Annotated in this window: 9 protein-coding genes and 1 pseudogene; 6 read left to right on the top strand and 4 right to left on the bottom strand. The window is 44.4% G+C overall.

Going from position 1 to position 14,111, the window contains the following annotated elements:
- Positions 1-399: pseudogene (locus tag PSE7429_RS15000) on the top strand (IS1634 family transposase); the annotation flags it as partial.
- A 163-nt stretch (positions 400-562) separates the two neighbouring features.
- Here the strand turns inward: PSE7429_RS15000 and polA are convergent.
- Together polA and PSE7429_RS14990 are read right to left on the bottom strand one after the other, a co-directional pair.
- Positions 563-3,409, bottom strand: coding sequence for a DNA polymerase I (gene polA, locus PSE7429_RS14995; RefSeq protein WP_009628092.1), 2,847 nt, complete (start codon positions 3,407-3,409; stop codon positions 563-565).
- A gap of 82 nt (positions 3,410-3,491) precedes the next feature.
- Complete coding sequence (locus PSE7429_RS14990) at positions 3,492-4,340, bottom strand: sulfurtransferase (protein WP_009628091.1); 849 nt, start codon at positions 4,338-4,340, stop codon at positions 3,492-3,494.
- Between the two features lie 968 nt (positions 4,341-5,308).
- On the opposite strand from PSE7429_RS14990, the gene PSE7429_RS14985 reads away from it, so the two are divergent.
- Both PSE7429_RS14985 and psbU read left to right on the top strand, forming a co-directional pair.
- A complete protein-coding gene (locus PSE7429_RS14985; protein WP_009628090.1) occupies positions 5,309-6,007 on the top strand; it encodes a response regulator transcription factor in 699 nt (232 codons plus the stop codon).
- A gap of 52 nt (positions 6,008-6,059) precedes the next feature.
- Positions 6,060-6,479: a photosystem II complex extrinsic protein PsbU gene (gene psbU, locus PSE7429_RS14980; RefSeq protein WP_009628089.1), complete on the top strand. Its 420-nt coding sequence runs from the start codon at positions 6,060-6,062 to the stop codon at positions 6,477-6,479.
- A gap of 307 nt (positions 6,480-6,786) precedes the next feature.
- On the opposite strand, the gene PSE7429_RS14975 is transcribed toward psbU, so the two are convergent.
- Positions 6,787-8,007 (bottom strand): UbiH/UbiF/VisC/COQ6 family ubiquinone biosynthesis hydroxylase, encoded by a 1,221-nt coding sequence (locus tag PSE7429_RS14975; RefSeq protein ID WP_009628088.1) that lies wholly within the window; start codon positions 8,005-8,007, stop codon positions 6,787-6,789.
- A 455-nt stretch (positions 8,008-8,462) separates the two neighbouring features.
- Between PSE7429_RS14975 and ppc the strand changes: the two genes are divergently transcribed.
- The 3 genes from ppc (at position 8,463) to PSE7429_RS14960 (ending at position 13,423) form a co-directional block, all read left to right on the top strand.
- On the top strand, positions 8,463-11,390 hold the full coding sequence (gene ppc / locus PSE7429_RS14970; protein ID WP_009628087.1) for a phosphoenolpyruvate carboxylase: 2,928 nt from the start codon (positions 8,463-8,465) through the stop codon (positions 11,388-11,390).
- A gap of 138 nt (positions 11,391-11,528) precedes the next feature.
- Complete coding sequence (locus tag PSE7429_RS14965; RefSeq protein ID WP_009628086.1) at positions 11,529-12,575, top strand: Gfo/Idh/MocA family protein; 1,047 nt, start codon at positions 11,529-11,531, stop codon at positions 12,573-12,575.
- Positions 12,576-12,922: 347 nt separating this feature from the next.
- Positions 12,923-13,423, top strand: a complete 501-nt coding sequence (locus PSE7429_RS14960) for an outer membrane beta-barrel protein (protein ID WP_009628085.1) — start codon at positions 12,923-12,925, stop codon at positions 13,421-13,423.
- 85 nt (positions 13,424-13,508) lie between these two features.
- Here the strand turns inward: PSE7429_RS14960 and PSE7429_RS14955 are convergent, their stop codons facing one another.
- Positions 13,509-13,862: a DUF6464 family protein gene (locus PSE7429_RS14955; RefSeq protein WP_009628084.1), complete on the bottom strand. Its 354-nt coding sequence runs from the start codon at positions 13,860-13,862 to the stop codon at positions 13,509-13,511.
- Positions 13,863-14,111: the final 249 nt, after the last annotated feature.

Raw genomic sequence — 14,111 nt, 5'->3', positions numbered from 1 at the left:
TGATGCTTTACGGGAATACAAGGCTCAGCAGGCTACTGAGCGTGGTTTTCGTTTCCTCAAAGATCCTTTGTTTTTACTTCCAGTGTTTTTCTCAAGTCTGCTAAACGCATTGAGGCTTTGGGCATGATTATGGTGCTTTGCTTGCTCGTTTATAATTTAGCCCAACGTCAACTCAGACTTGCCTTAGCTATCGCTCAAGATACTATTCCTAATCAATTGGGTAAACCCACTAATTCGCCAACTTTGCGTTGGATTTTTCAATGTTTTATGGCGGTTCATTTAGTTTCTTTTCAGGATGTTACTCAAGTTGTTAATTTGTCTCCTCTTCGCCTTCATATTTTAAAATTCTTTTCTTCTGCCTGCCAACGCTACTATCTCCTCCCTGCGCCTCTTTCCTAATTGTTTTTCCACTTCCATTACGAGCGGAATATGGGTTGAAAGAACATTGAGTTCCTAAGTAATACCAAGTTAAGAAATGGCTACGCCATTTCTTAACTTAAAAAACCTTACTAGGTTTAGTTTTTAATTCACAAAAGTGTGACAACACTTTTGTGAATTGGGATTACTTAGCTTCCATCCAATTTTTGCCCGTATGAATATCCACTTCTAGCTTTACCGAAAGCTCTAGCGCCGATTCCATAGCGGTTTTGATTTGCGGTTGCAGTTCAGCAACTTCATCGGGCGGAACCTCGAATACAAGTTCATCATGGACTTGCAGTAGCAATCGTGCTTGATAGTCTTTGAGAATTTCATGCACCCTTAACATCGCTAATTTCACAATATCAGCACTAGTTCCCTGTATTGGAGCATTAACCGCCGATCGCAACAAGGCAGCCTTTTGATAGCCACCCATATCTTTGAGATTGCGGAAATAGCGTCTTCTTCCTAGCACGGTTTTGACATAGCCATCGCGTTCAGCTTCCACTTCTACGCTTTGCATATAGGTGAAAATACGTTCATAGCGCTGATTAAACTTCTCGATGAATTGCTTGGCTATTTTAACGGAGACACCAATATCACGGCTAAATTTTTGTGCGCCCATGCCATAGATCACCCCATAGTTAATGATTTTGGCTAAGCGACGTTCTTCACTATTGACTTCTTCTTTTTCTAGCAGTAGCTGCGCTGTGACTGTATGCACGTCTTCACCAGCATTAAAGGCTCGCATCAATTCAGGTTCTTGGCTTAAATGGGCGAGAATCCGCAATTCAATTTGGGAATAGTCAGCAGCCAGTAAAATCCAATCTTCCTTGGGCAAAAATCCCGCACGAATGCGCTTACTGAAAGCAGTACGAATGGGAATATTTTGCAAGTTAGGATTGGAACTACTTAAGCGACCTGTGGCAGTTACAGTTTGATTGAAATCGGTATGTACGCGCCCAGTTTTGGGTTGAATGAGGGATGGCAAAGCGTCAACATAGGTAGACTTTAGTTTAGCCAGAGTACGGTTTTCGAGAATTGTGTCAATGAGAGGATGAGCGCCCTCTAATTTATTCAGAACCGCAACATCGGTGGAATAACCCGTCTTACTCTTACGGGATTTTTTCGTAAATGTGTCGCCTAGCAATTCGACTAAAATTTCGCTTAGCTGCTTGGGTGAATTGAGGTTAAATTCCTGTCCTGCTTCAGCATAGGCTTTGATCGCTAAAGCATCTAAATCCTTTTCGAGTTCCTGCGAGAAAACCCCCAAATATTCCTTATCAATCCTAATCCCTCGCCATTCCATTTCTGCAAGGATTGGCTCTAGGGGCATTTCTAGGTTTTGGAACAAGTCCCATAGTTGGGGAACTGTTTTTAATTTCTCTTCTAAAATTGGTCGAATGTTATAGGTGATATAGGTATCCATGCCGCAATATTGAGCGACAGCAGGGATATCTACTTCAGCGATCGATTTGAGTTTACCGACAAGGGTTTTATAGCTAACGGTGCGGATTTGCAATAAGTCCATCGCCAGATCGTCAAGCTTATGGCTAGCTTCGGGATCGATCGCATAGCTAGCAATCATCGTGTCAAAAACCACCCCTGCTAGTTCGATGCCTGCGGATTTAAACATCAAACGATCAAACTTGGCATTCTGTAGGTATTTGGGATAGCTAATATCTTCAAGTATCGGTTGGAGAATCGCCCTTACTTCTTCCCATTTCAGGTTTTGCCCAGAGCTATGACTTAGAGGGATATAGGCAACTTCGCTAATGGATTCCCCCCAACAGCAACCAATCCCTACTAATTCCGCCTCAAAGGGATTTAATGCCGTGGTTTCCGTATCCCATGCTGTCGGTTGTTTGTTGCTCAGGATTTTGCATAGATTTTCTAATTTTGCGATCGTGTCAATAATTTGTACATCTAATTTCAAAGATGCAGAAGCAGCGATCGCTTGATTCTCCTCTTGCTTAGCAAAGTCAAACCATAGCTCATCATCATCCCCATTCTGAGATGATGTTTTGCTCCCCTCTCCCAGTGGGAGAGGGGCTGGGAGCAAGGGCTTTTTCTCATAATTCCCCGACAACTTCGCCTGAATTTGATCGACTCGATTCACAAAGGCTTTTAGTTCGAGTTCCTCTAATAGGGGGATTAACTCCTGAGTGTCAAAACCTGTCAACTGACAATCAGCGATCACCACGGGAAGCGGTACATCGGTTTTAATCGTCGCCATAAATTGCGAATGCTTCGCATCCTCAATCCCCTGCTCTAATTTAGTTTTAATCGCTCCCTTCATGCTGGGCAAAGCTGCCAAAATATTCTCTAAGCTGCCATATTCCTCTATTAATTTGACAGCCGTTTTCTCGCCAATCCCCCGCACCCCAGGAATATTATCAGAAGCATCACCGCATAGGGCTTTATAGTCCACAACCTGCGTGGGCATCACACCTAGGCGTTCTTTCACCTGATCGGCGTGATATTCGACGATTTTATCTTTTTGTCCTAAGTTCAAAACCGAAATGCGCTTTTCAGCATCAATTAACTGAAACAAATCACGATCGCCACTTAAGATCTTGACGGTATAGCCTTCCGCACTCGCCGCTTGAGATAGCGTTCCCAATACATCATCAGCTTCAAAACCTGCTTGGGTAATCGCGGGCAGATTCATCGCTGCTAATACTTTTTGTAAGTTCTGAATATCGGGAATAAAGCTCTCAGGAGTTTCGGAGCGATTTGCTTTGTAGGTATCGTCGATTTCATGGCGAAATGTCGGGGTGGCAAGGTCAAAGGCGATCGCTACGGCAGCAGGTTTTTCGCGATCGAGCATCTCAATTAATGCTTTCAAGAAACCAAAACAAACACTAGTGGGGATTCCTGTCGAGGTTCGCAATCCGCCTTCGGGATGTTTGCCAAAGGCATAAAAGGCTCGAAATGCGAGGGAATGTCCGTCAACGAGTAAAAATGTGGGATGTGTTTGTTCGCTTGACATGATGCTTGGTTGGAGATTTTTGAGATTTGGCGCGATCGCTAGTCCTAGGTTAACCGATTGCTAAGTAGCTAGGTTTTTAAGTTTATGCCAAATACGAACACCAATCGCTCCAACTTCCTGCATACAGTTTTCCAGTTTCAATTCCTGCCAATTTCAGCGATAGTAAATTCACGCAAGCGGTTACCCCCGAGCCACAATATACGATTACTTCTTGAGCATTTTGAACCTGCTGCCAACGATCGCTTTGATTGGCAATTACAAAACCTTGATCATTAGTAACTTCCAGCCAAGGATAATTAACTGCACCTTCGATATGTCCCGCGATCGGATCGATGGGTTCGCGTTCGCCTCGATAGCGATCGCCTTCTCGCGCATCCACAAGGACGACTTCTGGCAAATCCTTACGTGCCTTTACCATTTCGCGATCGACGACAAGTTCTGTTTGTAGTTTGGGAATAAACTTGCCAGCTTTTGCTTCGGGAATTTCGTTACTAACAGGGTATTTCTGCGCTTTCCATCCCGCAAAGCCACCATCTAACACCGCTCTATACTCATGTCCCATATACTGCAATAACCACCAGAGTCTTGCAGCAAAACCCAAGCGAGAATCATCGTAGATAACGACCATGGTCTCTCCTGAAACTATCCCTATTTGGGAAAGCTTACTAGCAAGTCGGTCAAAATCGGGTAAGGGATGTCTGCCGCCATGTTTTTGGACGGGACTGGACAAATCAAGATTGAGATCGAGATAATGAGCACCCTCAATGTGGCTCGCTTGATATTGCTTAAGCCCCAGTTCGGGATCGTTTAACGAAAATCGACAGTCCACAATTATAAGTTGCTGATCATGGAGGTGGGTATGGAGCCATTCGGCTGAGACAACGTGACGATTGCTGCTATTACTAAATATTGTCGATCGCATATTTTTCATTGGGGAGAGTAGGCAGTTATCGCTATAGCTATATTCACTTACAGTAATTATCGATCAAACGAACCATAAGGAAATTTTTGAAAGCGTTGCTTCGCAACGCTTTCAAAAATTTCCTTGTGGTTCGTTTGATCGAAAATCGCTGTAAGAATTACTTTCTGCGGTCAGAAGTTCTAAGAGATGCCCCTCAATCCCCCTTAAAAAGGGAGCAGAATTTAATTCTTACCCCTTTTTAAGGGGGCTGGGGGAGCTAGACAATTCTTAAGGAATGAAAAATGAATAACTTGTGCAAATAACTTGTGCAGATAACTTGTGCATCGTTTATTTCCTCATGTGATCAGAGCTTGTCAGGGAGATATTTTTGCCAGTATTGAGTTAAGTAGCTGGGCATAATTAAAAACCAGAACCAAAACCTGTAGCGCACGCGCAGCGTGCGCTACAGGTTTTGAGGTTTTATATTTAATTGCGCCTAGCTACTTAGTAAAATCCCTCATTGAAAAAACTTCTACCAAAACTGGCTTGAGTAGGGAATGTCGCTATAGATTGCTAAGATTACTACATTTTTGAGGCTGAATCGGTAATGAGATCGGGGATTGATTGCTATAGTGTTAAGTAGTTCGGCATAATTAAAAACCAAAAACAGAGAGCATACCGCCCGCGCAGCGGGCGGTATGCTGTTCTAGGTTTTAAGTTTACCTTAGCTACTTAGATGATAACCGTTTGAAAAATGGCAAAGCTTTTTTTTGAACTTAAACCCCTTACTGAATCTCGCTTTTACTACGTTGAAGAGTCAGCTTACATCAATGTAATAAGTAGTTCCGCACAATTAAAAAACAAAATCAGAGAGCATACCGCCCGCGTAGCGGGCAGTATGCTCTTCTAGGTTTTAAGTTTACTTATGCTTATCTACTTAGTATGGGGCGATCGCAGAATGAAAGAATAGATAAAAGAATAGATAAATAGGGATAACTATGTCAGGACATATCCTGCTTGTAGATGACGAACCAGGACTGAGAGAGGCGGTGCAAGCCTATCTCGAAGATAGTGGCTTTGCGGTACAGGTTGCCAATAACGCTAGGGATGCATGGCAATTGTTGGAGCAAACTACTCCCGATCTGGTGATATCGGACATTATGATGCCTCAGGTAAGTGGGTATGAGTTCCTGAAGCAAATGCGTGAGGATGTGCGCTTTTTAAATCTGCCAGTGGTGTTTTTAACTGCTAAGGGCATGACTAAGGATCGTATCGAAGGCTATAACGCAGGTTGTGATGCCTATCTGTCAAAACCTTTCGATCCCGATGAGCTAGTGGCGATCGCTGAAAATTTAATTGCCCGTCGCGCCATGCAAGCAGTCACGGCCAATAGCAACACCTCAGAAATGACCGATCTCGCAGGACAGCTTGCAGAGATTAAAGCTTTACTTAAACAGAAGCCCGCGATTAATGTTACGCCGCCGCCAATCAAGATAGAGTTTACCCCCCGCGAGCAGAGCGTTTTAGAGCTTGTAGTAGAAGGATTAATGAATAAGGAGATTGCTAAGCGTCTCGGTACGACTATTCGTAATGTGGAGAAATATGTTAGTCGTCTATTTAGTAAAACTGGCACAAGCAGCCGCACCGAACTGGTTCGCTATGCATTACAACATGGTTTGATTGACTCCTATTCTTGATCGATGTTAAGATCTATTCTGATAATTTTTACTTTTTTAAGAGGTAACAATTGTGCAAGTATTATCACGTTTTACGATTGTGATTGTTTTGTTGATTACCTGCTTAGGATGGATGGGAATAGCTCCAACTGCTAATGCTGCAATTTTTAATAGTGAAAGATCTAACTTAATCGCTATTACAGGTGTGAATCGGCAAGATATAAAGCTAGGAACTGAACTTGGTAAAAAAATTGATTTAAATAACACCAATATCCGTGCATTTCAGCAGTATCCAGGGCTATATCCTACATTAGCAAAGAAGATTATTCAAAATGCGCCTTACAAGCTTGTGGAAGATGTGTTAAACCTTCCAAACTTGAGCGATCGCCAAAAAGAAATTCTTCAAAATAACTTCGATAATTTCACCGTGACAGAGTTGGAATCTATTTTTAATGAGGGAGATGATCGCTTTGAAAACGGTGTATATCGATAAAATCCCCAAAATCTCATTGCACAATTAGCTAGGTGCAACTAAGCATAAAATCAGATTCAAAAAACTGGAGTGCACATTTTTTGTGCGCTCCAATTTTTTGAATCTGATCTTTAATTATAGCTACAGTCACTTGACTTACAGCGCTTTGCTTAAACCCAAACCAAGGAAATTTTTGAAAGCGTTGCGAAGCAACGCTTTCAAAAATTTTCTTGTGGTTCGTTTGATCGATAATTACTGTAACTTGAAAACTCTTACGAGGTTTAGTTTTTAATTCCCAAAAGTGTTGTCACCCTTTCGTGAATTGGTATTAGATCTGGTGTAAACCCATCATAAAGTACATCAAAATGCGCTTAAAAGGAGCAATCTGAAGGATGAGCAAACCAAAGCGGCGAAGAATTTTGAAGAACCAATTATGGTTAGAAAAAAGGCGATTGGAAATATCGGTCAACAAAATCACGCCGAGGTTATCCCATTTACGTTTTGATTCATAACGTTTTAAAACGGCGATCGCTCCTAAGTCCTCGTGATTCTGATGGGCGGCTTTTAAGACCTTAGCTAGCGCATTCACATCGCGAATGCCAAGATTCATCCCCTGCCCTGCGATCGGATGGGTGGTATGGGCAGCGTCACCAATGAGCGCTAGGCGTGGCTGAATATAGGTTTGACTATGCATCCAACGGGGCACATAATTAGCGCGATCGCTTGATATCACTTTAATCTTGCCGAGCTTTGCCATTAAGGGCGCACCAAAGCGTTGGGTTAGCTCTTGCAAAAAGGCGACTTCATCGAGAGCAAGTAAAGTCGGAGTTTCTTCTTTAGTCGCTGTCCACACTACACAGGCGCGATCGCTACCTAGGGGCAAGATCGCAAAGGGACCGCTAGATTGAAAGCGTTCGTAAGCAAAATTTTGATGGGACTTTTCCGATTGAATCGTGGTAACAATACAGGTCTGCTCGTAGTGACGCTCGGATATCTCCATCTTTGCCATGGCTCGCACCTGCGATCGCCCTCCATCCGCACCTACCAATAACTTGGTTTCAAGATATTGATCGCCAATGTCCGAACTTACTTTCACCCGCATCACATCGCGATCGCTCACGTAGGCAATCTCTAAAATCTTGGCAGGACAGATTAACTCCAAGTTTTGACATTCCCGCGCAAATTCCCACAGCGCAGCCAAGGTCACTGCATTTTCGACAATATAACCTAGAGCCTCTTGCCCCATATCTTCACGGCGCAACTGGACTGGATAGGGCAAGTCCCCCTCGGACACTTGAATTATATGCATCGGGGTTACGCCCCTCCGTTGCATTCCCCGCCAAACACCGATATTTTCCCAGATCTGCGTCGAACCATAGGCGATCGCACTAGCACGACCGTCAGAGGTAAACTCCCCAAGCCCAAAGTTGTCATTGGCTTCAATGATCCCCACCTTGAGACTATGGTTAGCAGCACAGTTTTTATCGCCTAGCGCACAGGCTAAGCTAGCACCCACCATGCCCGCACCGACAATCAGCACATCAAACATTAGTTAAATCACTTATTAAATTATTGGGTTGAAGTAAACCTGCTAAATACCATTATCGACATTTTGTAAAGAAATATTGCAAAAACAAAGCATTTTTTAACTAATCTCAAGTAATCTTTCTCCAGAGAGATCATCACTCACCTACTAGCAAAAACCGCTACAACTAACAAACGGGTGGGCTGGTATGGTATAGAAAACAATAGAGATTTTACGTTTAATTCCTACCAAAGATTTTTAGCTCTGTAATCACACCTGTGCTCGCTAAAGGTTAATCATACCTAAGCCCCCAATTGTCAGAACAGCTATGGACGTTAAGAACCCAACTCGATCGGTTTTTAATCCCCAAAACTGCCTACCATTTCGGGAATTGGTATAACTGCTAGCTGAGCCACAGAAGAGTGAGTCTTAAAAGTGGGAAAATTTTGGATTAGAAAGAAAATTTTGGAGAAAGTTGGATGAGTTCCCCAGCAGCACTGTCAGCATCATTAGTCCAGATAGTAAATATAGAGAGCGATCTGCGTGCCGCTAATTCTCGTCTGCGATACCGTCTCAAGCTTATCGAAGATTTGTGGGAATCCGTCCTATTACGAGAAAGCGGGCAAGAGTTAGTGGATTTACTGCGCCAATTGCGAGCCATGTGTTCGCCCGAAGGGCAAGCGCCTGAGTATCCAGCACAGGAAGTTTTAAAAGTGGTCGAAAGCCTTGACCTGCATCAAGCAACTACTGCGGCCCGTGCCTTTGCTCTATTTTTCCAGCTTATTAATATTGTTGAGCAAGATCATGAGCAGGAGCAAACTAGCATCTATAGGATTAGTCCCATTAATAGCGAAGCCGAATATCCCGTGGGCACTTTTCGCTGGCTATTTCCTGAACTCAAGAAACTCAATGTGCCCCCACGCCAAATCCAGAGGATCTTAGACAATCTCGATATTCGGTTAGTATTTACCGCCCACCCGACCGAAATTGTCCGCCATACAATTCGCGAGAAACAGCGGACGATCGCCAAGATGCTGAAGGAATTGGATCGGACGATTGGGTTTAAGGGCGATGAAATCGTCCCCCAAGCGATCGCCTTAAACTGGGAAGCTGCTTCACTACAAGAGCAAATTGCCGAAGAAATTCGTCTCTGGTGGCGAACTGACGAACTCAACCAAATTAAACCCACGGTTTTAGACGAAGCCGACTATACGCTGCACTACTTTGAAGAGGTCTTATTTGATGCGATTCCTGTGCTTTACGATCGCATTGCCTCGGCTATTGCCGTAACTTTCCCCAAACTCAAACTCCCCAGCTATGACTTTTGTAAGTTTGGTTCTTGGGTCGGTAGCGATCGCGATGGCAACCCCTATGTCACCCCCGAAGTAACATGGCAAACCGCCTGTTACCAACGCAATCTCGTCCTCAATAAATATATTCATTCCGTAGATCGGCTCAGTCGCTTACTTTCCCTCTCGCAAAGCCTCAGCGATGTTTCGCAAGCCTTGCTCGATTCCCTTGGCGATGATCAAATTCATCTACCTGAGATCTATGCCAAACACTCGATCAAGTTCCGTCAAGAGCCCTATCGACTCAAGCTCGCCTATGTCAAAAAACGGCTAGAAAATACCCGCGATCGCAATCAGAAGTTGCGCCATAGTGGCTGGCAAGCTTCAGAAATGGAGCTATCCACTAAGGGGCAAGAACACCAGCTTTACACCAATGTTTCCGAATTTCTCGCTGAACTAAAGTTAATTCAAGAAAGTTTAATTGAAACAAAACTCAACCCGAAACCCCTCGAAAACTTAATCCGTCAAGTTGATGTCTATGGCTTTCACCTTGCGCATCTGGATATTCGCCAAGAGAGCACACAGCATAGCAATACGATCTCCGAAATTGCCGAAACCCTTCAACTGTTAGATAAACCCTACGATGACCTGACCGAATCGGCAAAGGTTGCATGGCTGACCCAAGAGTTAAAAACTCGTCGCCCCATGATTCCCGCTAAATTGCACTTTAGCGATAAGACCAACGAAATTATTGAGACATTTCGGATGGTGGCGAATATCCAGCAAGAATTTTCCGTCGAAATTTGCAATAACTACGTGATCAGTATGAACCGTAGTGTCAGCGATATTCTTGAGGTATTACTGCTAGCAAAGGAGGCAGGGCTTTACGATCCTGCTACAGGTAAAGGCTCCCTTAGCATCGCCCCTCTGTTTGAAACAGTGGAGGATCTCCGCAGTGCCCCACCGATCATGACCGAATTATTCGAGCTGCCCCTTTACCGCACCTATCTTGAGAGCCACAATCATCTCCAAGAGGTGATGCTTGGCTACTCTGACAGCAATAAGGATTCAGGTTTCTTGAGCAGTAACTGGGAAATTTATAAAGCCCAGCGTGCGCTCCAAGATGTTTGCCAAAAATACCAAGTCGATCTGCGGATGTTTCATGGGCGAGGCGGCTCGGTGGGACGCGGGGGCGGACCAACCTATGAGGCGATCTTGGCACAACCAGGACGTAGCATCGAAGGCAGAATCAAGATTACCGAACAGGGTGAGGTGTTAGCTTCTAAATACTCTCTACCCGAAATTGCTCTTTACAATCTAGAAACGATCGCTACGGCGGTAATTCAAGCTGCCTTGCTACCTAGCAGTACCGATACCCTCGACTGCTGGCTGGATACGATGGAGGAAATTTCGGTGCGATCGCGTCAAGTCTATCGCCAGTTAATTTACGAACAGCCCAATTTGGTGGAATTTTTCCACCAAGTCACGCCCATCGAAGAGATCAGTCAGTTGCAAATCAGTTCTCGTCCTGCTCGAAGGGCTGGGAAGCGAGATCTTGGCAGTTTAAGGGCAATTCCTTGGGTATTTAGCTGGACGCAGAGTCGCTTTTTATTACCATCTTGGTATGGCATTGGTGCGGCACTGGAGGAGTTTTTACAGCAAAACCCCGAAGGGCATCTCTCGCTCTTGCAATATTTTTATAGCAAATGGCCATTCTTTAAAACAGCGATCTCCCGCGTCGAGATGACCTTAGCCAAGACCGATCTGCAAATCGCCCATCACTATATGCGCGAATTGACGAAAGAAGGCTATGAGGAAGCCTTCGTCGATATTTTTGCCGAGATTCTCAAGGAGTATCAACGTACCCTTACGGTCATCCAATCAATTACGGGACAAAAACAAATGTTGGATAGCGATCGCGACCTCCAGCGATCGGTACAGTTACGTAATGGCTCGATCGTTCCGTTGGGATTCATTCAAGCATCATTACTCAAACGCCTGCGCCAGCACCGTCCCGATACCGTCGATCTGCGATCGCGCTACTCCAAAAATGAACTATTGCGGGGAGCCTTACTCACGATTAACGGTATCGCCGCAGGTATGCGAAATACAGGCTGATCGATCTTTAAAATTTTCAAAGCCTTACTTTTCAAGGCTTTGAAAAGCTATTTGGGTTTAGACAAAGAGCAAAGCGTTATGCTTCCATGTTACGATTTTGGACAAACTGAGCGTGTTTATTGAGCGTGTGTGAGGAGTATGAGCCCCAATCGTAATTTCCACGATCCCATTCGGGTTGGTGTTATAGGTATCGGTAATATGGGGCAGCATCATGCAAGGGTGCTCAGCTTGCTCAAAGATGCACAACTTATCGGCGTTTCCGACGTGAGCGTAGAGCGTGGACGCGATACTGCTAGCAAGCACCGTGTACTTTTTTTTGAGGATTATCGCGACCTCTTGCCCCTAGTCGATGCCGTATGTATCGCTGTTCCCACCAGATTGCACTATGATGTCGGCACTACTTGTCTTAAGGCTGGCGTTCATGTCCTCATCGAAAAGCCGATCGCTGCCACCATAGAAGAAGCCGAATCCTTAGTCAAAACTGCTACCGAGCAAAACCGCATTCTCCAAATTGGTCACATCGAACGTTTTAACCCTGCTTTCCAAGAACTAAGCAAAGTTTTAAAGCATGAGACTATTTTGGCGATCGAAGCCGATCGCATGAGCCCCTATTCCCAGAGAGCCAATGATGTTTCTGTCGTATTCGATCTGATGATCCATGATATCGACCTGATTCTAGAGTTAGTTTCTTCGGGAATTGTGCGGGTCTCGGCCCACGGCAATCGGGTCTCGCCAGAGTCTACCTATCTTGACTATGTAACCGCCACCATCGGTTTTGAAAATGGTGTAATTGCAACCCTCACAGCCAGTAAAGTTACCCATCGCAAAAAGCGTAAAATTACCGCCCACTGTATAAACTCCTTAACCGAGTCGGACTTTCTGAATAACGAAATTTTAATTCATCGCCAAACTACAGCAAATTGGACGACGGATTACGGTCAAGTCCTCTATCGTCAGGACGGCTTTATCGAAAAGGTCTATACCAGCAATATTGAGCCACTACATGCCGAATTAGAGCATTTCGTATCCTGCGTGCGCGACCAGCAGCAGCCATCAGTCGGTGGCGATCAAGCCCTGAAAACACTGAGACTGGCAAGTTTAATCGAGCAAACTGCCCTTGATGGTCAAGTATGGCGCAGTTGCGATTTACAACTGCGTGAGGTTGCAACCGTAGGGAGCTATTAAAAAAAACAAACCAGAGAGCGTACCGCCCGCTACGCGGGCGGTACGCTCTTCTAGGTTCTAAGGTTACTTATACCTAGCTACTTACCAATTCACAAAAGTGTTGTCTCACTTCAGTGAATTGCTATAAAAAGAGAAGGTTGGCGCGATGCGCCAACCTTCTCTTTTTGGAGATTGACGGTCACCCATTAGCATGATCCTCAAGGTACAGAAGTCTTTCAAAAAGCCGATTAGCTCTCTATGCAAGGATTACAAGCATTTTAGCATTTTGGGAACCTTGGGAACTATGCCAGTTCTCTCCAGTCAAAATAGGCATATCTCACAACAAATCAATGCAGGAACTAAAGCTCATGAAATCTCTTACAAAAATCTATTTAGGTGTTGCGATCGCTACTTCTGTTCTTACCTCTTTCAGTGCGATCGCTTCCGCCGAAGAAGTAACTCAACCAGGTAGCTATGTGGGTGCTGGCATTTCCGTCCAAAGCTTCGCAACTAATCCTTCTGTTGTTGGAGCAAACTTAGCTGGACGTTATAAATTTGACGGATCGCCAATTTCTGCAAGAAGTTCAGTTCTCTTTGGTAATGGTGGTACTTCGATCGTTCCTACAGTTTCCTATGATTTGCCCGTAGGCGATCGCACTAATGTTTATCTCGGTGCAGGGGCTTCGTTTAAAGTTGGTGGCAATAGCAGCTTAACGGGCGATCAAACTGCCTTTGCTTTGCAACCAGGAGTAGAAGTTAGCCTCAACAAGCGTACGCTTCTCTATACCAATGCGGTAATTCCCTTCAACGGACAAAGCAATGGTTCCGCAGGCACTTCCCTACAAGCTGGTGTTGGTGTTCAATTCTAAGTCCATCCATTGTATTTAATAGAAGGTTGGCGCTTCGCGCCAACCTTCTATTTTGGGATTTCCTAACCCAAGTGGCTAAAGCTGCTTATCTAACTTCCCAAAAGCGACATCCTGCACATGGACCATTGGGATTAACAGCACAGCGAATCAATTCTGAAATAGCATTATAGCGACAATTTTCATCACCAATAATCCAACGACCATCGATCAAACTTCTATCCAAATTTTCTGGAGCTGGCTGTACATATACCACAACTCTAAACAAGTTATATTTTCCTCTACGAAACTGATATCGATGGCGGCGCTCTAAAATCCTATAGTTTTTGCCTTCTAGGTCGATATAGTCACCAGGTTGGGGCATCCAATCTAAATATATTTTTCCCAAGGTGTTTTCAGGATGAAGAGTGCAAACCTCTGTCGGCACTGCTAGTATTTCCATAGAGTTTTTTGCTTAATTGTAAGAAGTGGCGATCGCCTATTGGAAGATTTTGCTATGTCAACGGCAAAATAAACACTATAAGTAAGTAGGCTTAATTAAATATAAAACCCTAAAACCTGCGGCGCACGCGCAGCGTGCGCCACAGGTTTTAGATCGGGATTTTAATTGGAAAGTCACTATATATAGCTATATTTACTTAAGTCAGGACATCAAAGCCAATAGAGAGTTGCGGCGCAAAGCGCCGCAACT

The sequence above is a fragment of the Pseudanabaena biceps PCC 7429 genome (assembly GCF_000332215.1).
Lineage (GTDB): Bacteria > Cyanobacteriota > Cyanobacteriia > Pseudanabaenales > Pseudanabaenaceae > Pseudanabaena > Pseudanabaena biceps.
The sequence above is the reverse complement of the archived record's forward strand: the minus strand, read 5'-3'. Positions and strand labels throughout refer to the sequence as shown.

Bases quoted from the DNA above. Each gene is read 5' to 3' on its own strand.
- PSE7429_RS14975 (WP_009628088.1), bottom strand. From the start codon at position 8,007: ATGTTTGATGTGCTGATTGTCGGTGCGGGCATGGTGGGTGCTAGCTTA.
- polA (WP_009628092.1), bottom strand. From the start codon at position 3,409: ATGTCAAGCGAACAAACACATCCCACATTTTTACTCGTTGACGGACAT.
- PSE7429_RS14985 (WP_009628090.1), top strand. From the start codon at position 5,309: ATGTCAGGACATATCCTGCTTGTAGATGACGAACCAGGACTGAGAGAG.
- PSE7429_RS14990 (WP_009628091.1), bottom strand. From the start codon at position 4,340: ATGAAAAATATGCGATCGACAATATTTAGTAATAGCAGCAATCGTCAC.
- PSE7429_RS14960 (WP_009628085.1), top strand. From the start codon at position 12,923: ATGAAATCTCTTACAAAAATCTATTTAGGTGTTGCGATCGCTACTTCT.
- PSE7429_RS14955 (WP_009628084.1), bottom strand. From the start codon at position 13,862: ATGGAAATACTAGCAGTGCCGACAGAGGTTTGCACTCTTCATCCTGAA.
- PSE7429_RS14965 (WP_009628086.1), top strand. From the start codon at position 11,529: ATGAGCCCCAATCGTAATTTCCACGATCCCATTCGGGTTGGTGTTATA.
- ppc (WP_009628087.1), top strand. From the start codon at position 8,463: ATGAGTTCCCCAGCAGCACTGTCAGCATCATTAGTCCAGATAGTAAAT.